This window comes from Pedobacter nototheniae, assembly GCF_004335085.1.
GTDB lineage: Bacteria > Bacteroidota > Bacteroidia > Sphingobacteriales > Sphingobacteriaceae > Pedobacter > Pedobacter nototheniae.
This window is the reverse complement of record NZ_RQRS01000002.1, coordinates 264,821-291,395: the sequence shown is the minus strand read 5'-3', so window position 1 is coordinate 291,395 and position 26,575 is coordinate 264,821. Positions and strand designations below refer to the sequence as shown.

At 35.4% G+C, this 26,575-nt stretch carries 28 protein-coding genes; 17 read left to right on the top strand and 11 right to left on the bottom strand.

The window, feature by feature from the left end:
- Positions 1-18: 18 nt before the first annotated feature.
- Positions 19-417, bottom strand: a complete 399-nt coding sequence (locus EHC72_RS03205) for a DoxX family protein (RefSeq protein ID WP_131536040.1) — start codon at positions 415-417, stop codon at positions 19-21.
- A 105-nt stretch (positions 418-522) separates the two neighbouring features.
- On the opposite strand from EHC72_RS03205, the gene hemA reads away from it, so the two are divergent.
- From hemA to EHC72_RS03130, 15 genes are all read left to right on the top strand, one after another.
- Complete coding sequence (hemA, locus tag EHC72_RS03200; RefSeq protein ID WP_131536039.1) at positions 523-1,749, top strand: glutamyl-tRNA reductase; 1,227 nt, start codon at positions 523-525, stop codon at positions 1,747-1,749.
- Between the two features lie 333 nt (positions 1,750-2,082).
- The gene (gene hemC, locus EHC72_RS03195; protein WP_170311708.1) at positions 2,083-3,663 is read left to right on the top strand and encodes a hydroxymethylbilane synthase; all 1,581 of its coding nucleotides are present in this window, start codon (positions 2,083-2,085) and stop codon (positions 3,661-3,663) included.
- Positions 3,664-3,920: 257 nt separating this feature from the next.
- The gene (gene hemB / locus EHC72_RS03190) at positions 3,921-4,889 is read left to right on the top strand and encodes a porphobilinogen synthase (protein ID WP_131536037.1); all 969 of its coding nucleotides are present in this window, start codon (positions 3,921-3,923) and stop codon (positions 4,887-4,889) included.
- A gap of 96 nt (positions 4,890-4,985) precedes the next feature.
- The gene (gene hemL / locus EHC72_RS03185; RefSeq protein WP_131536036.1) at positions 4,986-6,356 is read left to right on the top strand and encodes a glutamate-1-semialdehyde 2,1-aminomutase; all 1,371 of its coding nucleotides are present in this window, start codon (positions 4,986-4,988) and stop codon (positions 6,354-6,356) included.
- A 330-nt stretch (positions 6,357-6,686) separates the two neighbouring features.
- Entirely contained in the window at positions 6,687-7,553 is an 867-nt protein-coding gene (locus EHC72_RS03180) for a sensor histidine kinase (RefSeq protein ID WP_131536035.1), read from the top strand.
- An 8-nt stretch (positions 7,554-7,561) separates the two neighbouring features.
- The gene (locus tag EHC72_RS03175) at positions 7,562-8,266 is read left to right on the top strand and encodes a response regulator transcription factor (RefSeq protein WP_131536034.1); all 705 of its coding nucleotides are present in this window, start codon (positions 7,562-7,564) and stop codon (positions 8,264-8,266) included.
- Complete coding sequence (locus EHC72_RS03170; RefSeq protein WP_131536033.1) at positions 8,266-8,781, top strand: hypothetical protein; 516 nt, start codon at positions 8,266-8,268, stop codon at positions 8,779-8,781. Before EHC72_RS03175 ends, EHC72_RS03170 begins: the two co-directional genes overlap by 1 nt.
- Before the next feature lie 100 nt (positions 8,782-8,881).
- Positions 8,882-9,907: a uroporphyrinogen decarboxylase gene (gene hemE / locus EHC72_RS03165; RefSeq protein WP_131536032.1), complete on the top strand. Its 1,026-nt coding sequence runs from the start codon at positions 8,882-8,884 to the stop codon at positions 9,905-9,907.
- A gap of 87 nt (positions 9,908-9,994) precedes the next feature.
- Complete coding sequence (locus tag EHC72_RS03160) at positions 9,995-10,228, top strand: hypothetical protein (RefSeq protein ID WP_131536031.1); 234 nt, start codon at positions 9,995-9,997, stop codon at positions 10,226-10,228.
- A complete protein-coding gene (locus EHC72_RS03155) occupies positions 10,228-10,971 on the top strand; it encodes a toxin (RefSeq protein WP_131536030.1) in 744 nt (247 codons plus the stop codon). The genes EHC72_RS03160 and EHC72_RS03155 overlap by 1 nt, the downstream gene beginning before the upstream one ends.
- Positions 10,968-11,528 carry a CopD family protein gene (locus EHC72_RS03150; RefSeq protein WP_131536029.1) on the top strand — a complete coding sequence of 187 codons (561 nt, stop codon included), beginning with the start codon at positions 10,968-10,970 and terminating at the stop codon, positions 11,526-11,528. The genes EHC72_RS03155 and EHC72_RS03150 overlap by 4 nt, the downstream gene beginning before the upstream one ends.
- Positions 11,529-11,684: 156 nt before the next feature.
- Positions 11,685-12,845, top strand: a complete 1,161-nt coding sequence (locus tag EHC72_RS03145) for a hypothetical protein (RefSeq protein ID WP_131536028.1) — start codon at positions 11,685-11,687, stop codon at positions 12,843-12,845.
- Between the two features lie 305 nt (positions 12,846-13,150).
- Positions 13,151-13,720 (top strand): RNA polymerase sigma factor, encoded by a 570-nt coding sequence (locus EHC72_RS03140; RefSeq protein ID WP_131536027.1) that lies wholly within the window; start codon positions 13,151-13,153, stop codon positions 13,718-13,720.
- Complete coding sequence (locus EHC72_RS03135) at positions 13,701-14,450, top strand: hypothetical protein (protein WP_131536026.1); 750 nt, start codon at positions 13,701-13,703, stop codon at positions 14,448-14,450. Before EHC72_RS03140 ends, EHC72_RS03135 begins: the two co-directional genes overlap by 20 nt.
- A 53-nt stretch (positions 14,451-14,503) precedes the next feature.
- Positions 14,504-15,289, top strand: coding sequence for an outer membrane beta-barrel protein (locus EHC72_RS03130; RefSeq protein WP_131536025.1), 786 nt, complete (start codon positions 14,504-14,506; stop codon positions 15,287-15,289).
- A 66-nt stretch (positions 15,290-15,355) separates the two neighbouring features.
- Here EHC72_RS03130 and EHC72_RS03125 read toward each other — a convergent pair whose 3' ends face one another.
- Positions 15,356-15,847, bottom strand: coding sequence for a DUF6141 family protein (locus EHC72_RS03125; RefSeq protein WP_131536024.1), 492 nt, complete (start codon positions 15,845-15,847; stop codon positions 15,356-15,358).
- A 92-nt stretch (positions 15,848-15,939) separates the two neighbouring features.
- On the opposite strand from EHC72_RS03125, the gene EHC72_RS03120 reads away from it, so the two are divergent.
- On the top strand, positions 15,940-16,932 hold the full coding sequence (locus EHC72_RS03120) for an ABC transporter ATP-binding protein (RefSeq protein ID WP_131536023.1): 993 nt from the start codon (positions 15,940-15,942) through the stop codon (positions 16,930-16,932).
- A gap of 6 nt (positions 16,933-16,938) precedes the next feature.
- Here the strand turns inward: EHC72_RS03120 and EHC72_RS03115 are convergent, their stop codons facing one another.
- Entirely contained in the window at positions 16,939-17,364 is a 426-nt protein-coding gene (locus EHC72_RS03115) for a hypothetical protein (RefSeq protein WP_131536022.1), read from the bottom strand.
- A gap of 136 nt (positions 17,365-17,500) precedes the next feature.
- Here EHC72_RS03115 and EHC72_RS03110 point away from each other — a divergent pair, with 136 nt between their 5' ends.
- Positions 17,501-18,061, top strand: a complete 561-nt coding sequence (locus EHC72_RS03110) for a DUF4230 domain-containing protein (RefSeq protein WP_131536021.1) — start codon at positions 17,501-17,503, stop codon at positions 18,059-18,061.
- A gap of 137 nt (positions 18,062-18,198) precedes the next feature.
- On the opposite strand, the gene EHC72_RS03105 is transcribed toward EHC72_RS03110, so the two are convergent.
- From EHC72_RS03105 to EHC72_RS03070, 8 genes are all read right to left on the bottom strand, one after another.
- On the bottom strand, positions 18,199-18,522 hold the full coding sequence (locus tag EHC72_RS03105) for a hypothetical protein (protein ID WP_211660269.1): 324 nt from the start codon (positions 18,520-18,522) through the stop codon (positions 18,199-18,201).
- A gap of 941 nt (positions 18,523-19,463) precedes the next feature.
- A complete protein-coding gene (gene ilvA, locus EHC72_RS03100; protein WP_131536020.1) occupies positions 19,464-20,714 on the bottom strand; it encodes a threonine ammonia-lyase IlvA in 1,251 nt (416 codons plus the stop codon).
- Between the two features lie 274 nt (positions 20,715-20,988).
- A complete protein-coding gene (locus EHC72_RS03095) occupies positions 20,989-22,149 on the bottom strand; it encodes a 2-isopropylmalate synthase (protein ID WP_131536019.1) in 1,161 nt (386 codons plus the stop codon).
- A 10-nt stretch (positions 22,150-22,159) separates the two neighbouring features.
- Entirely contained in the window at positions 22,160-23,251 is a 1,092-nt protein-coding gene (leuB, locus tag EHC72_RS03090) for a 3-isopropylmalate dehydrogenase (protein ID WP_131536018.1), read from the bottom strand.
- Positions 23,252-23,354: 103 nt separating this feature from the next.
- Positions 23,355-24,821, bottom strand: a complete 1,467-nt coding sequence (locus EHC72_RS03085; RefSeq protein WP_170311707.1) for an ATP-binding cassette domain-containing protein — start codon at positions 24,819-24,821, stop codon at positions 23,355-23,357.
- A 133-nt stretch (positions 24,822-24,954) separates the two neighbouring features.
- Positions 24,955-25,536, bottom strand: coding sequence for a 3-isopropylmalate dehydratase small subunit (gene leuD, locus EHC72_RS03080; RefSeq protein ID WP_131536017.1), 582 nt, complete (start codon positions 25,534-25,536; stop codon positions 24,955-24,957).
- Positions 25,537-25,594: 58 nt separating this feature from the next.
- Positions 25,595-26,281 (bottom strand): class I SAM-dependent methyltransferase, encoded by a 687-nt coding sequence (locus tag EHC72_RS03075; RefSeq protein ID WP_131536016.1) that lies wholly within the window; start codon positions 26,279-26,281, stop codon positions 25,595-25,597.
- Positions 26,282-26,575, bottom strand: a complete 294-nt coding sequence (locus tag EHC72_RS03070) for an antibiotic biosynthesis monooxygenase family protein (protein WP_131536015.1) — start codon at positions 26,573-26,575, stop codon at positions 26,282-26,284.

The window sequence follows — 26,575 nt, the reverse complement described above, 5'->3', positions numbered from 1 at the left end:
TGTGATTTTTGCCTTTTTTTATTTATTATTTTTCACATAAAACCAAGCCCACCAAATAAAAAGTAATTGAAATGGAAGTCTAATCCAAGCAATTGTTTTCGTAATTAATATTGTTCCTAACATAAAAGGAGCCTTTTCAATCATGTAAAAATGAGCGGGTAAAAAGGCAATTAACATTAAAATAATCAATATTCCAGATAACTTTCTGCTCCCCGAAAAAAGAAGTAATATTCCTAAAATAATTTCAATTACTCCAGAAACGTAAATTAAAATGGAGTGAGCTGGAATCCATTCAGGCATAATTTGGTGATATGCACCTGGAGATATAAAATGATTTATCCCCGCTAGGATATAAAAAAAGGCATATATCCAAAGGAATATTTTATAGATAGGTGCTCGATTGTCAGTGTTTTGCATTTATTTAAAACCGTTCTAAATTGATGTAAATTACAGGTTAATGACAGTGACATGCCTCTACCTTGTTACTTTTGTATCCCGATAATAGTTAATAACGGAAGCCCATTGGAATATTTAAAAGTAATAGCTTTTACGCATCACCATTTAGACCTACAATCTTTAGGTAAGTTAGTAATTTGTGAGCACAGTCTTGAAGGCAGGTTGCACAATATCCGTACTCAACTTCCTGTTAGCGAAATTTTTTACGTTGGTACTTGTAACCGTGTAGAATTTGTTTTCTTAACTAAGGAGAAAACCGACAAAGAATTTGTAACAAATTTTTTAAGGGTTTTGGATATGGGTTTGCCCGAAGAGTTTTTAGAACGCTTTATTGATAATGTTTCGGTTTACGAAAATGAAGAAGCTTTTAATCACCTTTTAAGAACTTCTTGCTCTTTGGAGAGTTTAGTTGTTGGCGAAAAAGAAATTCTTGCTCAAATTCGTAAAGCTTATGAAAGCTGCCGCGATGCTGGTTTTACTGGCGATTACATGAGAATGATTATGGATCGTGTGGTTAAAACAGCGAAAGAAGTTTACACCCACACCAATATTTCTAAAAATCCGGTTTCTGTAGTTTCATTGGCTTACCGTAAGCTTAAAGAATTAAACATGTGTGGCAATTCCCGCATTTTAATTATCGGTGCCGGCGAAACCAATCAAAATATTGCAAAATATCTTAACAAACATAAATACTCTAATTTCTCTATTTTTAACCGTACACTATCAAAGGCAGAAACTTTAGCAACAGAGCTAAATGGTAAAGCTTATGATTTAGCTGCACTTGAAAATTTTAATGAGGGTTTTGATGTAATTATTACCTGTACTGGCTCAACAGAAGCTATTATTACGGAAGAACTTTATGCTAAATTGCTTAATGGCGATAAAACCAAAAAAGTAATCGTTGATTTAGCCGTTCCAAATGATGTTGATCCTGCCGTTGTTCATAATAATCCTATCCATTACATCGAGGTAGAATCTTTAAAAGAAGTAGCCCGTAAAAACATTCAGGAACGTTATAAAGAACTGGTTCATGCCGAAGAAATTATCAGCACTAATATTGCTGAGTTTTTCTACGTTTTAAAACAACGCCGCATTGAACTGGCCATGCAAGATGTACCAAGAAAAATTAAGGAAATTAAAAATACGGCCTTAAATGGTGTATTTGCTGATGAAATTAATCAATTGGATGATGCCTCTCGCGAGGTTTTAGAGCGTGTGATGAATTATATGGAAAAAAAATGCATCAGCGTACCAATGATTATGGCTAAAGAAATTTTAGTTAATCAGCCATAAGGATTTCCCTTCCACCTTCATATTATATCTGTTAAAGGCAATATTATTTGCGCCTCAGTTTAAGTGATTTTCAGTTCTTTGCGAATCAATTTTTATCTGTGGTTAATTTCTATTTCACATTCTTTTTATAACAGAAAGTATTTGAAATAAATTATCAATAACAAACACTCTATAAAACACAAAATACTTTCCACCTAAAAGCGTAAATTGGATCTATTCTGTCATAGAAATCCATTAAATGTTTTAACTCTGTAACCTCACTGTCTCATTTTTAAACATTTTATAAGATAAACAGGTATTTAGCTTAAATTTGCAAATCATTTAAACGTTATAGTGAAGAAATTAATCATCGGAACACGCGGTAGCGACCTAGCCTTATGGCAAGCCAATCACATTAAAGATGAATTGGCAGCAAACGGAATCGAAGCTGAATTAAAAATTATTAAAACACAGGGTGATAAAATCCTGAACTTACGGTTGGATAAACTGGAAGGTAAAGGCTTTTTTACTAAAGAGCTTGAAGAAGAATTGTTAAGTGGTAGTATTGATTTAGCAGTACACTCGCTAAAAGATTTACCAACAACGCATCCTGCAGGGCTTACCATAGCAGCAATACCGGCAAGGGAAGAAGCTACAGAGTACCTGTTAATTTTAAAAGATTGTGTTGATGTTTCACAAAAACTCTCTCTAAAAAAAGGTGCAATGGTAGGTACTTCATCCAACCGTCGTAAAGCACAATTATTGGGTTTACGCTCTGATTTAGAAGTTGAAGATTTACGTGGAAACGTACCAACCAGAATACAAAAGCTTAGAGACGAAGATTACGACGCAATTATGCTTGCTAAAGCAGGAGTAAAGCGCTTAGGGTTGGATTTAAGTGATTTACATGTAGAAGAACTTGATACTACTGAATTTATTCCAGCACCTGCTCAGGGTGCTTTGGGGATTCAGATTAGAGATAACGATCCTGAACTTTTTGCCCTTATTCAAAAATTAAATAACCCCGATACAGCCGAAGAAGTTGGGGTAGAACGTAAAGTTTTGAACCTTTTTGAAGGCGGTTGCCACATGCCTTTGGGTTGTTATTGCAAAAAAGAAAACGGACAATTTGAAGTTTGGACGGCCAAAGCTGAAACAGCTGAGGATTTCCCTGAACGTTTATTCTTACGATCAGAAACCACTGAAGGTTTAGCTGAAAAAGTAGTTGCTAAATTTAATGCAGAAAGAAAAAAGCCGGCAAAGGTTTTTATTTCTCGTGAAATTGGCGAACACAGCTATTTTCGAAGAGCTTTGGAAAATAATAATATAGAAATTGAAGGCCGTTCATTAATCCGCACCTTTCCAATTGTTACCGTTTTAGATCAGTTTATATTAAAAAATATCGACTGGATTTTCTTTAGCAGCCGTAATGGAGTAGAATATTTCTTTAGCTTAAAACCATTATTGCCAAAGAAAACTCAGTTTGGTGTGGTAGGACGTGGTTCAGAAGATGCCTTACGTAAATATGGGCATACAGCCGATTTTGTAGGCGCAAGCGGAGATATTACGGAAGTTGCTGAAGATTTCGCGAAACTTGTAGCAGGTAAAATTGTAATGTTTCCAAGAGCGCAAGACTCTTTACAATCCATCCAGAAATCGTTGCCAACAGATGCCAAGATTATAGATTTACCAATTTACGAAACCGTAATAGAAGAAAATATCGATCAAAGCTATGCCGATGTTTTAATTTTTACCAGCCCATCTAATGTAGATGCTTATTTCGCTGATAATTTGTTAGAACCAGGGCAGCAAGTAATAGCCATCGGTAATTCTACAGGTAAAAAGTTTGATGAAATGGGTGTGAAATACGCATTGCCATATTCGCCAGATGAAATTGGATTGGCTGAAGCAGTTTTTGGAATAGAAATAAGATAGAGACGAAAGGCTTAAAGGTTGAATGGCGATAGCATAATTCATCCTCGGTCGTTACTTCGTTCTCCCCGGTAAGGATATGCAAAAGTTAAATAAACCCGATAGAAGTAGAGCCGATTTTTTTATCGGCAGAAACGGATAGCGGGACTACAATAACCAAAATGCATTGAAACCTGCTTTTCAAAAAAAAATGGTTTTAACAAATTAGCAACAACAAAACAAATGGTTAGAGTTAACGCTCTAAACTAAATAAATAAAATATGTTACACCGTCCGCGTAGATTAAGGAAAAACCCATTGGTAAGAGAGATGATAGCCGAAACCCGGTTATCAAAAGATATGTTTGTATACCCATACTTTATTGTGCCAGGTACAAATGTAACGCATGCAATTGATGCCATGCCGGGCGTAAACCATTTTTCTATTGATACTTTGGTTAAAGACGTAGAAGATGGCCTAAAAAAGGGACTAAACAAAGTAATGCTTTTTGGTGTTGGAGATGAAAAATCTGAAGATGCTAAATCTGCTTACCACGATCATTCTTTAGTACCAACTGCCGTACGCGAGTTGAAAAAACAATTTGGTGATGATTTATATGTAGTTACTGATGTTTGTGTATGCTCTTACACCACGCATGGGCATTGCGGTATTTTAGAAAACGATTACGTACAAAACGATAAAACGGTTGAGGTAATTGCTAAAATGGCTTTAACACATGCACAGGCAGGTGCAGATATGTTTGCACCATCAGATATGATGGACGGACGTATTGCTGCTATGCGTAATTTGCTTGATGAAAATGGTTTTGTAAATACGGCTATTATGAGTCATGCTACAAAATTTGCATCTGCTTATTATGGCCCTTTCAGAGAGGCAGCAGATTGTGCACCAAGCAAAGGTGATCGAAAAGCTTATCAAATGGATTTTAGAAACCCCAATGAAGCCTTACGTGAGGCACGATTAGATGAGCAGGAGGGTGCCGATGTTTTGATGGTTAAACCCGGACTAGCTTACCTTGATATTATTCATAAATTAAAACAAGATACTAATTTGCCAATCGCTGTTTACAACGTATCTGGCGAGTATTCAATGGTTAAAGCAGCAGCTGAAAAGGGCTGGATAGACGAGCAAAAAATAGTAATGGAAACTATGCATGCCTTCGCACGTGCCGGAGCGAGCATAATTACCACTTACCACATTAAAGATATTTTAAATAACGATTGGATGTAATTTGAGCTGAAAGCTTAAAGCCGGAAGATCAAAGCCACTTTGTAACGCTTTATTCTCACTTTCAGCTTTAGCCTTTCAGCTTTAAGCTTAATAAAAATGTTAGATTCATTAAAAAAGATGTTTTCAGGCAACGAAGCCGATGTTCCGGTAAATACAGGAAGTAAACCTGATATTTCGAGAGTAAAATCTGCCGAATTGTATGAGAAATCAAAAACGTATTTTCCTGGTGGCGTAAACTCACCGGTTAGAGCTTTTAAATCTGTTTATGGCACACCGCTATTCATCGAAAAAGGCGATGGTTGTTTTATCTGGGATGCCGATGGCAATCAGTTTATTGATTTTTGTGGTAGCTGGGGCCCATTAATTTTAGGGCATAATAACCCTAAAATCCGTGAGAAAGTAACCGAAGTTATGCAAAGCGGAATGAGTTTCGGCGCACCAACAGCCTTAGAAAATGAACTGGCAGAGCTGATTATTAAAAACAATCGTTTTGTAGAAAAAATACGTTTCACAAGCTCAGGTACAGAAGCAGTGATGTCTGCTATTCGTTTAGCCAGAGGATTTACAAGTCGCGATAAGATTATAAAATTTGAAGGTTGCTACCACGGTCATAGCGATTCATTATTAGTAAAAGCAGGATCAGGTTTAGTTACCTTCGGCGAAACTTCATCCGCTGGTGTACCAAAATCATTTGCTGAAGAAACTATTGTAATTCCTTTAAACGATACCGCCGCAATTGAGCAGGCTTTTGCACAATTTAAAGATCAGGTTGCAGCTGTAATTATAGAAGGTATACCAGCAAACAATGGTTTAATTATTCAGGATGAAGAATACATTAAATTCTTGCGTAAAATTTGTACCGATAATGGAGCTTTATTAATTTTTGATGAGGTAATTACTGGTTTTCGTGTAGGTTTTGAAGGTGCTGCGGCACATTATGGCATTACACCTGATATTGTAACTTATGGCAAAATTATCGGTGGCGGTTTACCTGTGGGTATGTATGGCGCCTCGGCAGAAATTATGGCACATATTTCTCCTGATGGTGGTGTTTACCAAGCCGGTACGCTATCTGGAAACCCAGTAGCTATGGCTGCCGGAATTGCAACCCTAACGGAGTTAAATAAATCAAGTTTCTATAAAGATTTAAATACTAAAGCACAAGAATTTGTAGCCAGTATTCAGCGCTTTGCAACTGCAAGAAACTATAAATTTAAAGTATTTACCATTGGCTCTATTTTCTGGTTTGCATTTACAGATAAAGATAAAATTCAATCTGCTGATGATATTGACGCAAGCAGCATGGAGAAATTCAAAATTATGCACCGCGAATTATTAAATAGAGGTATTTATTTAGGCCCTTCAGGTTACGAAGTTGGTTTTGTTTCTGCAGCGCATACTAAAATTGAGTTAGAGAAAGCAAAACGTGCTATATTTGAAGCGTTGGATTTAGTTTTTAAGAAATAAAATAGAGAAATTCGTCATTGCGAACTGAAGGCAGGGTTTAGTGAAGGCGTGAAGCAATCTTAATTGCAAATGGTTAAAGAGAATAATTAGAAAGATTGCTTCGTTTTGATGAAGAATCAAAAACTCGCAATGACGGGTTGTTATTCTTGAATTATTTTAATTCGGTTGTCATTATCCCAGGTAAAATAAACCCGATTGAAGTGTATGCCGATTTTTCATCGGTAGAAACAAAAAGCGGGACAGTATTAACGGAAAAGCACCGAAACCTGCTTTTTAAATAAAGTTTATAAGGTTAGCGACGATGCAAACCATGATTATAAAAAACTGAGCATGAAAAAATCGATCATCATATTTTATGCATTACTGCTTTACGCATTAATCCAACTCATTTCTTGGGGTACTTTGGTTGTGCGCTTGCAGCCAAGCCGCATGACGATGATTATGGGCGAAGGTTCAGTGTTTTTATTTCTACTTTGTATTGGCGGTTATTTCCTTCATCAATCTTTAAAACGTGAAGATAAATTAAGAGAGCAACAGCAAAACTTTCTGATGTCGATAACACACGAGTTGAAATCGCCTTTGGCCGCTATAAAACTTTCTATCCAAACTATTGTTAAAAGAGATTTAGATAAGGCAAGGCAAACATCGTTGCTTAATAATTCGTTAAAAGATATTGAGCGTTTGGATGATTTGGTAGAAAATATGTTGCTTGCAACTAAAATTGAAAACCGTTCTTATAGTTTCCCTAAAGAGGAATTTAACTTTTCAGAATTGGTATATAAAATCACGGATAGACTGCAGGTGCACTCTTGTGGATGCGAACAGTTGATTGTGGCTAAAATTCAGCCAAATTTGCAGTTAATAGGTGACAAATTTGCATTGTCATCAGTAGTAACCAATTTAATTGAAAATGCGGTTAAATATTCCGACCCATGTGATGAGATAAATGTGGCTTTAGATCGAGTAGATGGACATCTTAAGCTGAGTGTAGCCGATACGGGACCGGGTATTTCGGATAACGAAAAAATGTTGATATTTGATAAGTTTTACCGCGTTGGTAATGAGAATGTCAGAAAAGCGAAGGGAACAGGTTTAGGCTTGTTTATTGTGAAAGAGGTTTTACAATACCATGATGCAGATATTACAGTAAAAGACAATCTGCCCAAAGGAAGTATTTTTGAAGTAACATTTAGTTAATCTCAATTATGTCACAAAAACAAAGAATTCTATTGGTTGAAGACGAGGATCACTTGTTAGATGCCATCAAATTAAATCTCGAACTTGAAGGTTATAAAGTTCATGCCGTTAAAGATGGCAAAACCGCTCTTAAAATATTTAAAGAAGAACGTTTTAATCTAATTATTTTAGATGTTATGTTGCCTGAAATGGATGGTTTTCAGGTATGTGAAACCATACGTTTAGAAAATACTGAAGTTCCTATTTTATTTTTAACAGCTAAAAACACATCAGAAGATCGTGTTATGGGCTTAAAAAAGGGAGCTGATGATTATTTAGTTAAGCCATTTAACCTGGAAGAGTTAATTCTTCGTGTAGGTATTTTGGTAAAACGCAGTTTAAAATCTGATGATTTAAAAGAGTTAAACTCTTATAAAATCGGAGATAAAACAATTTATTTTAATTCGTTTGAATTGAAACACGATGATGGTACAATAACGCCTTTAACAAAAAAGGAAACTATGTTATTGAAACTGTTAATTGAGCGTAAAAACGATGCCGTTTCTCGTGAACAGATTTTAGAAACCGTTTGGAATTATGATGTTTATCCATCAACAAGAACGATTGATAACTTTATTTTAACTTTCCGTAAATATTTTGAGCCAGATCAAAAAAATCCGGTTTATTTCCATTCTATTCGCGGGGTAGGTTATAAATTTACGGATAGCCATTAATGTACAATAACAAAGGCAGATATGCTTTAATGGCTATTTTTGTGCTCGCTGCATTGGTTTGTGTCTATTATAACCAATACCAGCTAGCGGCTGTTTCAGGGTTCTTATTCGCTTTTGTTGTATGGAGCCATTTTAAACACAGCTCCGTGCTAATGGCCTCAAAGCATTTCAAAAATAATGAGTTTGCAAAAACTAAAGATTTGCTTGCAGAGGTTAGCCACCCAGAAAGGTTATCGAAAAGTAGAAGAGGTTATTACGAATTTATGCAAGGTAACCTCGCTTTAAAAGAAGAAAATTATGATAAGGCAGAATATCATTTTCAAATTGCCAGCCGTTTTTCAGTCGGTGGAAAAAATGAAAAGTCTTATGTGTTAATTCACCTGGCTAATTTAGCTTTACGTAAAAGAGATAAAGAGCGAGCTGAAGCTTATACAGCGCTTGCGAAAGAGTTGGCAACAACTCAGAGATCGCAAGATATAATTGTTAAAATAGAAAAAGAAATAAGTAAAATATAAAGCATTCGGGTGTTTATCCTGAGAAACGAAGGATCTCTTTCTAAGAAGGAAGATGCTTCGTTTTTATTATGAAGAGCTAAACCGAATCCAAAATCCAACAATGAAGAATAATTTATTTTTAGACGCAGCATTTTCAAAACAAACAGAACGCCCACCAGTATGGATGATGCGTCAGGCAGGTCGTTTTATGCCACAATATTGGGAAATTAAAAACAAATACTCTTTTTTAGAGATGTGTAAAACCCCCGAAATTGCAGCTGATGTAACCATGTTGCCTGTAGATTTGTTGGGTATTGATGCCGCAATTTTATTCTGCGATATTTTGGTAACAGGTGAGGCTATGGGTGGCGATTTAAGCTTTACAGCAGGTGTAGGCCCCAAATTTGCCAACCCAATACGTACTGCACAAGATATTGAAAACCTTAATGTAGATTGTTTAGATCAGTTGGAATATGTAGCTGATGCAATTAAAGTAATTCAGCAACGCTTGGATGGAAATATCCCTTTAATTGGCTTTGCTGGTGCACCTTTTACAGTAATGAGCTATTTAGTTGAAGGCGGATCTTCAAAAGATTTTAAACTAACCAAATTAATGCTGCATAATCACCCAGAACTTGCACATAAATTATTGGCTAAAATTGCTAAGGTAACAGCTGATTATTTAAATCTTCAGATTGCTGCTGGTGTAAACGCCATTCAAATTTTTGATAGTTGGGCACAAGCTTTATCATGGAATGATTATCAGGAATTTTCTCACCGTTATATTCAGGAAATTATTTCAAACTTAAATAGAAAAGATATTCCTGTAATTTCTTTCTGTAAAGGAAGCTCTGTTTTTGCGCCAATTATGGCAGAAGCTAAACCTGATGTAATTTCTGTAGATTGGAATGCTGATTTATTAAACATTAAAAATAGCTTACCTTCAAATATTGCCGTTCAAGGTAACTTGGATCCTCATATTTTATATGCAGACCAACCGGTTATTAAAAAGCATATTCACCAGTTGTTTGAGCGTATGCGTGGTACAAATGGTTTTATCTTTAATTTAGGTCATGGTATTATGCCAGATATTCCGTTCGATAACGTGAAATATGCGATTGACGTAATTAAAGAGTTTAGATATTAATAAATCCTAAACTCACTGAAAGAACCTTTGAATAGCAGTTGCAAATCTTTATATTTGATTTCTATAATTGCATTTGTTTAATTATTTATGACTGTTAAATCACTACAAGACGAGGATAAACTGCCGATTAAGGAATTAATAAAAGCAGTTAATAAGAAGATGGATGATGTTCTAAGAGTAGTTGACGCTTTAAATTTAGGCAGAACTGAAGTTAGGACAGATGGGGTATACAGGATATTTAATAACGGGGATACTGTGAAAGTGGCGGAAGGTGTTTTTAATAGAAGACGAGTTCCTGCAAAGAGAATTAAGCTTTTTTAATGCCTCAAAAACCAAAATTGAGAATTTTTGCCGGGCCTAACGGTTCTGGAAAAACTACTTTATTTGATTCTATAAAGTCTAGCTACTTTTCCACAAGAATTTTTGTCAATGCCGATTTATTAGAAGAAGATTTTAATAAAAAAAACTTTCTCAACTTATCTGATTTTGATATTGAATCTTCCAAGGCAGATTTTGAATCATTCTGTTTTAATAATGGCTTATTTTTAAAGGCAGGTTTTAATATCCGCACATGGAATTTAGTTGTCAAAGAAAATGTTGTTGTTAAAGGTTCTTCTAAGTCAAATCATTATAATTCTTATCACTTTGCAATTCTGGCAGATTTTATTCGCTATAAATTAATAGAAAGTAATAAGTCATTTTCTTTTGAAACCGTGTTTTCACATCCCGCTAAATTGGAGCTTATCGATTTTGCTCATCAAAATAATTATAAAGTTTATTTATATTTCATAGGTACCGAAACGCCATTTATGAATCTGGAGCGTGTAAAAGACAGGGTTGAAAAGGGTGGACATTTGGTGGAAGGGACAAAGATTGAGAAACGTTATTTTTTGACAATGGATTTATTAATCGATATGCTAAAAAGAGTTGATGAGACGTATCTTTGGGATAATTCGGGAATTAAACATCAGTTCGTTGGAAGTATAAAAAAAGGAATTTTAGAGCTAGAATTTCTTAAAGTGCCAACCTGGTTGGATACCTATGTTTTAAGTAAAATTAAATGATAGAATCTTTATTAGAATATTATCCATACTTTAAAGCTGTTCACATTGTATTTGTGATTAGCTGGATGGCTGGTTTATTCTATATTTTGAGCATTTTTATTTACCATACAGAGGCTAATGATAAGCCTGAACCAGAAAAAAGTATCCTCCAGAAGCAATTTGTTAAAATGGAGGCTACTTTATGGAAAATTATAGCTACCCCAGCTATGATTATTTCTGTACTTGCAGGTGCAGGCATGTTAACTTTAAACCCAGGGCTTTTTCAGGCCAACTGGATGTTGGTAAAGCTTGGCTTTGTAGTTGGGTTGCTTATTTATCATTTTATTTGCCAAAATATCGTAAAGCAACTTAGAAATAACGTGTATAAAATGACAAGCTTTCAGCTAAGGTTGTGGAGAGAGTTGGCTACGATTTTTATGATTGCTATTGTTTTTATTGTAATTGTAAAAAGTGCCATAAATTGGATTTACGGCCTTATAGGCATTATGGGCATTGCTCTAATTATTATGATCGCCGTTAAATTGTATAAAAACTACCGTAAAAAACATGGTCAGTAATCTTTTTTTTTAAAACATCTGATAAGCAAATAACTTCCAAAAAGTTAATGCCTTAGTGGTTAATTTAAAACTTTGTTTCCTTTTCGTAAACTTCCTGATCTTTGCTGAGAAATTAATCAAAAACTATCCTAAATTTGGGCGATAAAATCCAAATCCATGTTTAAAACCACAGGTCTGAAAAAGACCTTACTCCTTATAACACTTTCATTTAGTTCTTGTTTTGCTTCGGCTCAGTTTAATCAGTCGGCTATAGAAAACAGAATCCGTCCGGATAGTAGTTTAACAAACGAGGTTCATTTCAATTTCTACAATTTCAACTATGTTCGTAATTACGAGTATACCAATGATTTTCATGATGGTTATACTTTATATGGAACACAGCTACAACCGCAAATTGTATATTATGCACATCCAAATTTAGCTATTACCGCTGGTGCGTACATCCGTAAAGATTTTGGACATAATGGTGTTTATGATGCCAAACCTTTATTTAGCGTTAAATACCATAAAAGAAACCTGACTTTAATTTTTGGAAGTTTGGAAGGAGGAATTCAACACAAATACATTGAACCGCTTTATGATTTTGAAAGAACTATTACGAACCCAATTGAATATGGTACCCAACTATTGGTAGAAAGAAAGAAATTTAATTTGGATGCGTGGATTGCCTGGCAAAAAATGATTTATACAGGAGATGCGGCAAAAGAAGAAATTATTGGTGGTTTATCTACAGAAACTACCTTAGCAGAAAATAATGGATGGAAATTTAGTGTACCTGCTCAGTTTTTAGCATTCCACCAGGGCGGGCAAATAGATATTTTAAAAGAAATTCCAATCAGTACCTTGTTTAATGGTGCAGCCGGATTAAAACTACACAAAGCCATTAATACCAATATTAAAGAAGTTTACACAGATAATTATATTGCCGTTTATAAGGATTTTTCGCCTGATAAAAGAAGGGCATATCAAGGTGGATTTGGCCTATGGCTAAATGCAGGAGTAAATACAAAATGGGGTAGTTTAGTTGGTTCTTATTGGAAAGGGAACAATTTTATCTCTATTAAAGGTATGCCATTATATGAATCTGTTTCTTCAAATTTATACACCAATGGCTTAAAGCAAAGCTCCAGAAACATTGTATCATTGCGCTATGCTTACCAAAAAGAATTAATTCCTAATCTATATCTTGACGTTCGCTTTGAGCCGCATATTGATTTAGATCATACCGATAAACAACTTCAATTTAACCATTCCTTTTTCTTAACCTATAAGCAAGATTTTAAATTGTTTAAAGTAAAGAAGAAAGCCGATCAGTAAAGATTAATATATTTAAGCTATTTGTATTGCGGAGTTTAATTCAGTATCAATACATTCAAAAAGCATCTGTTTCATTAGAAATAGGTGCTTTGCGATTTATAACGGAATGAATTATTAAAAACAATGCGTTAATCCCTTAAAATTATCTATAATTGCTATTGAATACAAAAAAACCATAATTTATTTAGTGTTTATCTTATTGATAATCAGTGGATATAATTATTTTTCTCTAAAATATTTAACTTTTTGTTAACGTCCATGCAACCATTGTTTGTAAACCATCATCTTCTATATACAAACACAAAATGAAGTTGACGCAACCCTATACTATAAACGATTTGATGGAAGGCTGTAAAGCTGGCGACCGGAAGATGCAAGAGCTGCTATATAAGCAAACTGCATCTAAAATGTTGGCCGTTTGCATGCGATACGCGAGAGATAGAATGGAAGCTGAGGATGTATTGCAAATGGGCTACATCAAAATCTTTCAGAAGATTAAGGATTACAGGGGTGATGGCTCTTTTGAAGGCTGGATTAGGAGAGTAATGGTTAATACCGCAATTGAAAGTTACCGTAAAAATTTACGCAGCTTAAATGTGGTTGATATAGATGAAGCATACGAACAGCCATCAACAGGATTTGATTTTAGCCAGCTAGGAATACAGGACTTAATGAAAGTGATTCAAAAACTAGCTGATGGTTATCGCATGGTATTTAACATGTATGCAATAGAAGGTTATTCGCACAAAGAAATTGCCGAAACACTTGGAATTACCGAAGGGGCAAGCAAGTCACAATTATCGAGAGCGAGAGCAATTTTAAAAGAAGAAATTATAAAAATGGAGGGATTTGGTTATGCAACCTACACCGGATAAAGATTTTGATCAGTTATTTAAGGATGCTTTTGTGGATGCAGAAGTGACACCTTCAAGAAATTTATGGAACGATATTGAACAAAAGATCGAACCTAAAAAAACTTGGAAACTGCCAGTTTATTGGATGGCCGCTGCTGTGGTTTTGGTTATTGCAAGTGTTGGAATTTTAGTTAGAAATAGCCAAAATACCATTTCTGAAAACAACAACAATTTTGTTAAAACTGAAGTAACAGATGCACCTAAAGAAAATTTAACTCAACCAAAAGTGGAGGCGCCTGTAGAAGTTACAGAAAATTTATCGCCAAGATTAGCTGTTCAACAAAAAAGCACTAATTCCTTAACTAAAACTGAAGTTAAAGTAGTTAAGCACGAGGAGAAGCAAAAAGGAATTGCCAGCCAGGAAGTGTTAAAAGAGGAAACCTTTATTGCTAATGCTGATGTGCCAAAGGCTAAACAAGAGGATATAAAAGAAAAGATTAATGAAGCTATTGCCGCTAAAGATCAGATTGTAACTGCATCTGCCGGAAATGCAGCCCTAACAGATGAACCAGTTAATGAGAATGAACAAGGCAAAGGCATTAGAAACGTTGGCGATTTGGTAAATCTAGTGGTAAACAAAGTGGATAAAAGAAAAGATAAATTTATCCAGTTTAGAACAGATGATGATGATTCTTCAATCTCATCAATCAATATTGGCCCATTTAAGTTCGGGAAAAGAAAAAATAAATAAACAAACATAGCCTAACTAGCTAAATATTAACATACACAAACACGCAAGATAAAATGAAACATCTAATTTTTACAGCACTAATGGTAAGTGGACTTGCCGGTGTTATGGCTCAAGGTGCTTTTGCCCAACAAGATAGTACTAAAAGAAATAAAATTGACTACAGCGAGGGGCATGGGATTATGATTAAAACCAAAGCTGCAGATTCAGCAAAAAAAGGTCGTTTTATTGGAGGCATTACTTTTACCCGAATAGATATAGGTTTCTCAAGGTTAATTGATAATGGTAGCTTTAATCTTTCTCCTGCCAATCAGTTTTTGGATTATAAAGGCGGCAAAACAAGTACTTTCTCTTTTGATGTAGTGCAATTTGGATACCGTTTTAACTCAAACTTTAAAGTTTACATTGCTGGTGGTTTCGATTGGACATTAATTCGCTTAAGAGATAATATTACCATCCAAAAGAACCAACCTACTTTAACATATATAGATGAACCAATTATCTTTTCTAAAAACCGTTTCTCCAGCAGTTATGTACACATTCCATTGAACTTTGAATTTCGTACCAAAGAAAATGATAAAGGCAGAAGATTTTACTTTGTGTTAGGCCCTGAAGTGAGCTTTTTATTAAATGGAAAAGTTAAACAAATTAGCGATGAACGCGGAAAAGAAAAATCATACGATGATTATCACTTCCAATCGGTACGCTACGGAGGTACTGTAAGATTAGGATATGGTGCACTCGGTTTATTTACTAAATACTATTTCAACGATATGTTTAACACCGGAGCACAAGCAGGCTTAAAAAATATGTCGTTCGGTATAACTCTAGGTTTAAATTAAAAACACAATACACACAAATAAAACCAATCCTGTTTCGATTTATCGGAACAGGATTTTTTGTTTAAGCTAGTTTTTATATTTTTCTAATTTATTTAATGCTTGAGTAAGTTCTTTAGGTTGGTTGGTGCCAATTAACAATTTATCTTCATTTTTAAAAACAAGTTGCAAACCTATATTCCCTGAAACATTTATTGCAGCATTATGCTCGCTACCTTTTAGCCCCCAACCACCATAATCAGCTACAGGCTGATAGGTTCTTACATAAGCTTTAGAAATATCCATCCAGTTATAATGCTTAAACTTTAACTGCAACGGAAAGAGTTTTACATAAACACCATCCTTTCTAATTTCTGTATACAATTTAAGGTTTAACGTAAGTAAAGTGGTAGATATAGCGATTATAAAACCTACTGTTGTTGCAAGTAAATATACTCGGCTTTTAGTTTTAAATCCCTTAGCCAGTAGATAGATAAACAAAATATTTATAACACATAAAAGAATGACTATCGAATAATCACCCATTTTTTGAATTTCCGAGAATAGAATTTCTGTTTGCATGAGCTGTTAATTATGATCTCAAAATACTAAAATTTATCAACTGCTACAATTAGATGTTTTTAGGCTTTAAGCATAATCCTTATCTTTAGCCCGTGAGCGATACAATAATCAGTGTAAAAAGTTTAACTAAGCAATATCAGGCTGAGCAAGCTGGTGGTATTAAAAATATCAGTTTCGAGATCAAAAAAGGCGATGTTGTTGCCATTATTGGCGAAAGTGGCAGTGGAAAGTCTACTTTATTAAAATCTATTTACGGTTTACTGAAAGTTGATGATGGCGAAATCTTTTTTCAAAATGAAAAGGTTAAAGGACCTGATGAGCAACTGATCCCTGGACATAAGCAGATGAAAATGGTTACTCAGGATTTTTCGCTTAATATTTATGCTAAGGTTTATGATAATATTGCCTCACAATTATCCAATACAGATTTAAAAACTAAGGCGAATAAAACCAATCAGATTATGGAACATTTGCGGATCTCGCAATTGCAAAATAAGAAGATTATAGAACTAAGTGGAGGCGAGCAACAACGTGTTGCTATTGCAAAAGCTATGGTTGCCGATACGCAGGTTTTGCTTTTAGATGAACCTTTTAGCCAAGTTGATGCCTTATTAAAAAATCAATTAAGGGCCGATATAAAGCGTGTTGCTGCAGAAACTGGCGTAACAGTTATCTTAGTATCTCATGATCCCGCTGATGGCTTGTTTTTGGCGGATCAACTGCTAATTATTAAAGATGGAGAACTTCTTCAAACGGGAAAGCCATCTGAAATATATCAAAAGCCCAAACATATTTATACCGCCAGGATACTTGGAAATGCTGTAGTATTAAGTAAAAATGATGCTGATAAAATTGGCTTGAAGACAGAAAAGGAACATGTTGTTTTTTATCCTGAATGGGCCGAATTAAAAAGCAACTGGGATAGCAGACGCTTTGAAGTGAAGGATGTTTACTATAAAGGTTTCTACGATGAATTGTTATTGGAAAGAAACGGCGTAACCGTACGAGCAATACAATTGAATAGGGGAGAGCATAAAAAAAACGACCACGTTCAACTGAACATTGGTCGTTTTTTAGAGTTTTAGAAATTCTTATTTTTGTGATCTTACCAAAACAATTTTAACTCTTGTCCTAGTAGTCGGTGTTGTTGGATAACTTGTTCTATCTGATCGTTGAAGATCAATTTCTATAGTTTTAGCAAACTTATCAACTAAATAACTATAAGAATTTAAGCTGTAAACATTAGGGATTTGTTCATACGTATCGTTGTCTCCTCTTGAAACGTATACCAAAATACCATCATCTTCAAAAGTTACGGCATCTAAAACATCTGAAATATTTATTATGGAATATAAAGTTTGTCCATCCGTATCTTGCTTCCAATCAGCAGGATTTACATAAGCGATAATGGTTTTGTTGGGTAAATAATTAGTATCAGGCACATAAACAGTGTCTTTTTTGCAAGATGCCAGGCCCAGCGTGACAATGCAAAGCATTAAAATGATTAGTTTTTTCATGTTGATTAGTGTTTTTTGTGTGTGTATTACTTTGGTATTACAAAACAACTGCCAAAAAAGCTTAAAAAATAAATTATGGATTAATAATTGTATTAACATGCCTATACAACATTGAAACCCTGTTTATTTTTTTAGTATGAAACTATTTTTTCGAATTTTACCTTGGGTAATCCTTTTAGCTGCTGGTTACTTTTTTATCTCTAAAAAATTCAGTATCAGTACATCTGTAGAGAATAAACATCAGCTACTCGTTGAGAAAATTGAGGCTATTGGGAAACTAGAGTTAGTTCGGTATCAAATTAGCGATGTTTTAGAACATAAAGAAAAAACAGATTTTTTACCCGAGGCCAGCGTTTTACTTATTGTAAAAGCTGAAGCAGTAGGTTGTATCGATTTAACTAAAATTACCAAGGATGATATTAGTATTGATGCCGATACAGCTGTAGTAAATTTACCACAGCCAGAGATTTGTTATGTGAAAATCGACCATAAAAATTCAAGGGTTTACGATACCAAAATGGCTTTTTTTCGTGAAGCTGCTTTAGTTGATGAAGCTTATAAAGCTGCTGAAAAACAAGTAACGGCTGAAGTTAAAAAATCGAGCATTTTAACACAAACTAAAACCAACGCTACTAATGTTTTAAAGCCTATTATTGAGGGCTTGGGCTATAAAAATGTGAAATTTACCTTTGATTAATATATGGGTTTTCTAACCCAGGAACAATCCTAATCACAAACCCTTTCGTTAATCGCTCAAGCTGGAATGGTCAATTATTAGTGAAACGCAATTTGCTAGCTAGAAAGATTGCTTCGTGCCTCGCAATGACGGGTGTATTACCGGATGCTTTTGTGAAGGCTTACCAAGTCAATTGCGACCATTGCCAAGTCAGTTGCGACCGTTACCAAGTCAATTGCGACTGTTACCAAGCCAATTGCGATTGTTACCAAGTCAATTGAGACCATTACCAAGTCAGTTGCGACTGTTACCAAGTCGATTGCGACTGTTACCAAGCCAATTGCGACTGTTACCAAGTCAATTGAGACCGTTACCAAGTCGTTTGCGATTGTTACCAAGTCAATTGAGACCGTTACCAAGTCGTTTGCGATTGTTACCAAGTCAATTGAGACTGTTGCCAAGTCAATTGTTACTGTTGCCAAGTCATTCGCAACCGTTACTTCGCAAAGACGGTAACGAAATATTAAGAACCGTTGTTAGAGCAATACACTTAATACACTAACAAATCCAAACCACTGTTTCTTCGTTAAGCTTCCAATCGGCATGGTCAATTATTCGGGTAGCACTGCGTAAGCCTACCCATTGCCTTAAACAGAAAAATTGCGAGCCGACAATTTTTGGTTCTTTTTGTTGTCAAAAAGAATAAAGCCCCCGCGGCAGCGGAAAAAGAAATGCATGAGAATTATATTAAAACCATTTAAGACGTTTAAGGCTATCGTTTTTTGCGAACAGAAACAAGGGGCGTGAAGCAATACATCATAATTATCTATTGTTGTGTAAGATTGCTTCGTGCCTCGCAAAGACGGTAACGGTGGATACCTCGCAAAAACGGTAACGAAATGTTATGAACCGTTGTTACAGCAATACACTTAATACACTAACAAATCCAAACCACTGTTTCTTTGTTAAGCTTCCAATCGGCATGGTCAATTATTCGGGAAGCACAAGCAAAGCCCACTCACTGCCTTAAACAGAAAAATTGCGAGCCGACAATTTTTGGTTCTTTTTGTTGTCAAAAAGAATAAAGCCCCCGCGGCAGCGGATAAAAGAATTGCATTAGAATTATATTAAAACCATTTAAGACATTTAAGCGCATTTAAGGCTATCACTTTTTTTGCGAACTGAAACAAGGGGCGTGAAGCAATAACATCATAATTATCTATTGTTGGGTAAGATTGCTTCGAGCCTCGCAAAGACGGTAATGGTGAGGCTGTATGATGATGAAAGTTTTTATAGCATACGCTTAGCACACTAACAAATCCAAATCAATGTTTTTTAGTTAAGCTTCCCAAGTCAATCCCCACTGTTACCAAGTGAACATTGCCGCTCAAACACGGCAATGTGTCACTTTAAGGTTCGTTAATTAAACCAAATATTCAAACAATGTTTGATCCTGATTCAATTCTATAATTTCGAATTTAAAATCTTTCATGCGCTGTAATAAACTAGAATAATCATTCTTATTCGTCAACTCAATTCCAACTAATGCAGGGCCATTTTCTTTGTTTGTTTTTTTAATAAATTCAAAACGGGTAATATCATCCTGCGGACCTAAAACCTCATTTACAAAAAGTTTTAAGGCGCCTGGTCTTTGAGGAAAGCGAACGATAAAATAATGCTTCAAGCCTTCAAATAGTAAAGATTTCTCTTTAATTTCTTGCATGCGCTCTATATCATTATTGCCTCCACTAACAATACAAACCACAGTTTTGCCAGCAATTTGTTCTTTAAGCTGATCCAAAGCGGCAATAGATAAAGCTCCGGCAGGCTCTACAACAATAGCATCTTCATTATACAGTTTTAAAATAGTTGTACAGATTTGTCCTTCTGGGATAAGGTGCATTTGATGAAGTAAATCCTTGCAATATTGGTAAGTAATATGGCCAATGCGTTTAACGGCAGCACCATCAACAAAACGATCAATTTCATCTAAAGTAAATGGGCCACCTTTTTCTATTGCAGCAGTTAAAGAAGGGGCACCCAAAGGTTCAACGCCAATTAATTTAACATCAGGCTTTACTGTTTTAAGGTAGGCACTAACGCCCGAAGCCAACCCTCCGCCGCCAACTGGCATAATAACCACATCTAAATCTGGTAGGTCTTCAAAAATTTCTACTCCAACCGTACCTTGTCCTTCAATTACCTTTTCATCATCAAATGGAGGAATAAAAGTTGCTGATTTTGCTGCGCTGTATGCCAAAGCTTCCTTAAGGCAATCATCAAACGTATCGCCAACTAAAACTACTTCAACATTATCCCCACCAAACATATAGGTTTGTTTTACCTTTTGCTTTGGTGTAATTTCAGGCATGAAGATTACGCCTTTAATGTTTAATTTTTTGCAAGAGTAAGCAACTCCTTGTGCATGGTTTCCGGCACTTGCGCAAACTACACCATTAAGCAATGCATCTTTAGGCAGAGAGCTGATTTTATTATATGCACCACGTAATTTATATGAACGTACAATTTGCAGATCCTCTCTTTTTAAGTAAATATTAGCATTAAACCGAGATGAAAGTCCGGCGTTGAACTCTAAAGGTGTACGTTTTACTATACCCTTTAATCTTTCAGATGCAGCGTTAAAATCTAATGTATGTGGTGTGGTATTGTTCATTTTTATGGTATCAAGAAATGAGATTTAAGCATCAAAACTTAAATTTCACTTATATGTTTTTGTAAAGCAGAATTTGGTATTCTATGGGTTGCAGCAGTCCTGCTTTACATTTTATTCCGCTGCGCTTCATGCCCATTCCAATCAGGTTTAAGAAGCAAGGTTTGTGTTTCAAAAGCAATGCACCTTTAGTCTTTAACCTTTCAGCTTTGGTCTTTAACCTTTTAGCCTTAGTCTTTAACCTTGTAGCTTCTTTAGTCTTTAACCTTTGGTCTTTTTAAGCTAAATGCAAGGCCACTAATTGGTTTAAATCAAGGTCGTTTATACCTTGTTTACTATCGGCTAACACTAAAAACTGTTTGTAAACAATGTCTAAATGATCTTTTTCTAATCTATGACCTAAACGATCTAAGTGATGTTTTAAAGCATGGCGACCACTTCTGGCGGTCAAAACAATTGTAGCATCAGGAAAACCGACATCTTCGGGTTTAATAATTTCATAGTTTTCACGGTTTTTTAAGAAACCATCCTGATGGATACCTGAGCTATGCGAAAATGCGTTACCGCCAACAATAGCTTTGTTAGGCTGTACAGGCATATTCATTTGGTTTCTCACCATGTGGCTCATTTCGTAAAAACGGGTAGTATCAATCTGAGTATTTAAACCTAATATTTTATGGGTTTTTAAAATCATTACAACTTCTTCCATTGATGTGTTACCAGCACGTTCGCCAATGCCGTTAATGGTACATTCTACCTGGCGGGCACCGTTTTGCAAACCTGCAATTGAGTTGGCTGTTGCCAAGCCTAAATCATTATGGCAGTGAACAGAGATAATGGCTTTATCAATATTTTTTACATTTTCTTTTAAGTAAAGAATTTTTGATCCGTATTGATCTGGTAAGCAATAACCGTTGGTATCTGGAATATTTACAACTGTTGCGCCTGCAGCAATTACCGCTTCCACCATTTTAGCCAAAAATTCAATATCGGCACGGCCGGCATCTTCTGCGTAAAACTCTACATCTTCAACAAACTTTTTAGAGTATTTTACTGCCTCAACGGCACGTTCCAAAATTTCTTCCCTTGTGCTGTTAAATTTATGTTTAATATGGAAATCAGATGAGCCGATTCCTGTGTGAATACGTGGCCTTTTGGCGTAACGTAAAGCATCAGCAGCAACATCAATATCATTTTTATTCGCACGGGTTAAGGCACATATAATTGGATTAGTTACCGCTTTTGATAACTCTATTACGCTGTTAAAATCACCCGGACTTGATACGGGGAAACCAGCCTCAATCACATCAACACCTAAAAGCTCAAGTGATTTAGCGATTTCTACTTTTTGGTTTGTATCTAACTGGCAGCCTGGTACCTGTTCTCCATCCCGCAATGTGGTGTCGAAAATATAAACTTTGTTTGGGTCGTGAATCATAATCTTGGGTTTAGGAATTGATTAATTTTTGTGATAAGAATTTTAAGACCAATTTGCCCATTTCAGCTGTGCCTAAAACTTTAAATCGGTTTGTAGTTTGGTCGGCAATATCATGTGTTCTAAAGCCTTCTTTTAATACCTGGTCAATGGTATCAACTAATAATTTAGCTTCTTCTTTTAGTCCGAAACCAATTTCGAGCATTAATGCAGCAGATAGGATAGAAGCCAGTGGATTAGCTAAATCTTTACCAGCAATATCATGTGCTGAACCGTGGATTGGCTCAAAGAAACCTGTACTTTCGCCAACAGAAGCTGAAGCTAGCATGCCCATTGAACCTGCAATTTGCGAGGCTTCATCTGTTAAAATATCTCCGAATAGGTTAGCTGTTAAAACCACATCAAATTTCTTTGGATTTTTAATTAACTGCATCGCTGCATTATCAATAAACATGTGCTCGGTTTCAACATCAGGATACTGCTTGGCAATTTCCTGAACAGTTTCACGCCACAAGCGAGAGCTTTCTAAAACATTGGCTTTATCAACAGAACATAACCTTTTATTGCGTTGTTGTGCAGCCTGGTAAGCTTTATGCGCTATGCGTTCTACTTCATAACGGTGGTAAATCATTAAATCTGAAGCTGTATTTCTATCTTCAGAACGTGTTTTTTCACCGAAGTAAACATCGCCTGTTAGCTCACGGAAGAACAAAATATCTGTTCCTCTTAAAATTTCAGGCTTAATACTTGATGCCTGGAGAAGTTCATCAAATAGTAATATTGGGCGGAGATTGGCAAATAAACCTAATTCTTTACGGATTTTTAATAAACCTTGCTCTGGTCTAACTTTTAAACTTGGGTCGTTATCGTATTTGGCATGTCCTACCGCTCCGAAGAGGATTGCATCACTTTTTCTTGCTTTTTCTAAGGTTTCATCCGGAAGTGGATTTCCGGTAGCTTCTATTGCTACATGCCCCATTAAAGCTTCATCAAAAGTAAATTCATGACCAAATGCCGATGCAATTTGCTCTAGTGCTGCTTTTCCCCATGTTGTAACTTCGGGTCCAATACCATCTCCAGGTATTACTAAAATGTTCTTCTTCATTATTAACTCCTCTTTTGCTTTTGCCTAATTAATTGCCACGGAATCTCGGAAACCACAGAAAGGTTTAATTCCGTGTTGGCCGTGTTTCTGTGGCTAAGTTGCATTAGCTTATTATTTCTATATTTAAACTTTCGACGACTTTTACTTCGCCTTTTTCTAATAATATTCTTTTTTGTATGCAGGTTGGCAGCTGCGCTTCAAAATGGCCAACATAAATTAAAGTCATTCCGTTGCTGCACAATTCATCAACCAATTGGTTAAAATGCTGCGTTTGCTGCTGATCTAAACCCTGACAAGGCTCATCGAGAATTAAAAGCTCGGGGTTTTTAATAATAGTTCGGGCTAATAAAACCAAGCGTTGTTTGCCTAGTGGGAGGCTATTTAGCAATTCATTTTTATGTTCGGTTAAACCGAAATACTCTATCAGTTCATCAACTTGGGCACTTTTTGAATAAGGTAGCTGTTGAAATAAACCTACGGTATCATAAAAACCCGATGCAATACTTTGCCAAACGGTAGAAGTGGCGTCAAAGTACCAATGAAATTCAGGAGAGATTAAACCAATATGCTGCTTAATATCCCAAATGCTTTCTCCGCTTCCACGTCTGTTGCCAAATAAATAAAGTTCATTGGCGTAAGATTGAGGATGATCTCCATTTACCAAACTCAATAAAGTTGATTTACCAGAGCCGTTATGGCCTTGCAAAAGCCATTTTTCACCAGCCTTAACTTCCCAGTTGATGTGTTTTAAAACTTGTTTTTCGCCATAACTAATGTTAACGTCAACCATTTTAACAATGCTGTTGGATGAATACACAGGAGATTCCTTTAAGAAATCAGGAATTTCACCCAGCTGTACGTTTGTTGAATCAATCATTCCTCTGGATTCTAAAACGTGCAGTTGCCCATCTTTAATTTCAGCAAAGTGATGAACAGAAGATGGCAACTCCGGATCATTACAAATTAAAATAAATTGAACACCCTGTTCAGCGATTTCATCCAGCAGGATATTTAAATTTTGGCGTGATAGTTTATCTAAGCCTGTATATGGCTGATCGATGATTAACAACTGCGGTTTTAACCAAATGGCTTTAACCAATTGCAATTTTTTATGTTCTCCGCTTGATAATTCAATGAGTTGAGAACTGGCAAATGATGAAAAATTTAAAGCTTCTAAAATAGGCTCAACCTGATCTAAATGAAGTCCTTTTTCTTTACCATATGCTACCAATTCGGCATGTACAGTTAAAGTTTCTTTAGTTTGCTGACTGGTATAACGTTGCTGATAATAGAAATTGGCTACACCTTCTAAATTCTTAAACTGATACCAGCTTTCTACAAATAAAGTTTCTGCTGGTAAATTTGTTAACGGATCAAAATCAACCTCAATGCGGCCTTGCGCTGGTATTATACCTGCAATTGCTTTTGCTAAAGAAGTTTTTCCACTACCGCTTTCACCAGAAACAACCCAGTTTTCGCCAATATTTATTTCCCAATACAAATCCTTTAGCACCGCTTTATCGCGATAACCTAAGTTTAAATTTTGGATGCTGACTATACTTTCTTTCATGATTAGTATTATTCTTAGCGGAATGATTTTAATTACTGTCGTCATGCTGAATTTATTTCAGCATCTTTCAAGTAGGTTAAATCTGTATGTCAGACCCTGAAATAAATTCAGGGTGACGTATTTAGCTTCCTTACTACCTCTTCTCAAATTCTTCTATTAACTGTTTTTGATTTAAGATAAAATCTATGTCATCATAGCCATTTATTAAGCATGATTTTTTGTAAGGATTGATTTCAAACGTTTCTTTTGCTCCAGTTTCTACAATCGTTACAGTTTGGTTTTCTAAATCAACTTCTAAAGGCGATTTTGGATTATCATCTACCGCTTTAAAAATTTGTGCTAAAAAATCATCACTCACCTGAACTGGTAACAAGCCATTATTTAAGGCATTTCCTTTAAAAATATCCGCAAAGAAGCTACTGATTACAACATCAAAACCTGCATCTTGAATTGCCCATGCAGCATGCTCGCGACTACTACCGCAACCGAAATTTTTACCCGCTACCAAAACCTGCCCGCTATATGTTGGGTTGTTTAAAACAAAATCAGCCTTTGGTTGATTGTTATTTTCATAGCGCCAATCGCGAAACAAGTTTTCGCCAAAGCCTTCACGGGTGGTTGCTTTTAAAAACCTAGCCGGAATAATCTGGTCGGTATCAATGTTTTCTATATTTAAAGGCACTACTGCCGATGTTAATTTTGTGAACTTTTTCATTTTACTATGATTTCACTTTATAAATGAGGGCATTTAATAAGATGCCACAACGTTTTAATTATTTATTTGCTGCAAAAACTACGAAGTTGTAATATTGGTAGTAGCAATTTGCATTCTGCATTCCTGCTTGTTCAATCCAGGTTAATTGGGCTTTCAAAGGAGCCATAATATCAACTTTGATTCGCTCAAAGGCACTTTCTTTTTCTTCTTGAGATAAATTTATATTCTGCTGAACATGGTTTTTCCAGTTTTCTGTATAAATCTTTTCTGTTAAATCTGTTTCTCCTAAAACTTGATCGGCATTAATAAACCAACCTCCGGGAGTTAACGTTTTCGCAATTTTACTAAAGAGTTGCTGCTTTAATTTATTTGGTAAATGATGAATTGCCAATCCTGAAACCACCAAATCGTAATGGTTTTCGGGTAAATCAACCGTAGCAAAATCTGCATTTAAGAAATTTATATTTTCCTTCCCCTGGAAACGGTCTTCGGCTTTTTTAAGCATATCCCTAGAAATATCAATCAATGTTATTTTAGCATTTGTGTATTTTTCATGAAAAAAAGCACTCATTAATCCGGTACCAGCTCCAACATCCAAAATATTTTTTACCGTTGAAACTTCTTCTGATAGGGTTAAGGCAGTTCCATAAAAATCATCAAAGCAAGGAATTAGAAAACGCCTTTGCCTGTCGTACTTTTCAGATACCGCATTAAATTGGTTTTGTATTTCTTGTAATGCTTCCATTTAATCATTTATTTTTTTAAAATGCTCAACCGTAGGAAAAGGATCATAAAAGTGATGGAGTAACTTTTTCCAATCCTGATATTCTGCTGAAGCTCTAAAACCTTTGGTGTGCGCTTCTAAAGTTTCCCAATTAACCAGTAGAATATATTTGTTTTCTACTTCTATACATTTTTGAAGTTGGTGTGAAACGTAACCACTCATGGAAGAAATGATTTTTTCTGCTTGTTTAAAAGCTTTCTCAAAATCAGCTGATAATCCAATTTTTACATTTAATATGGCAACTTCTAAAATCAT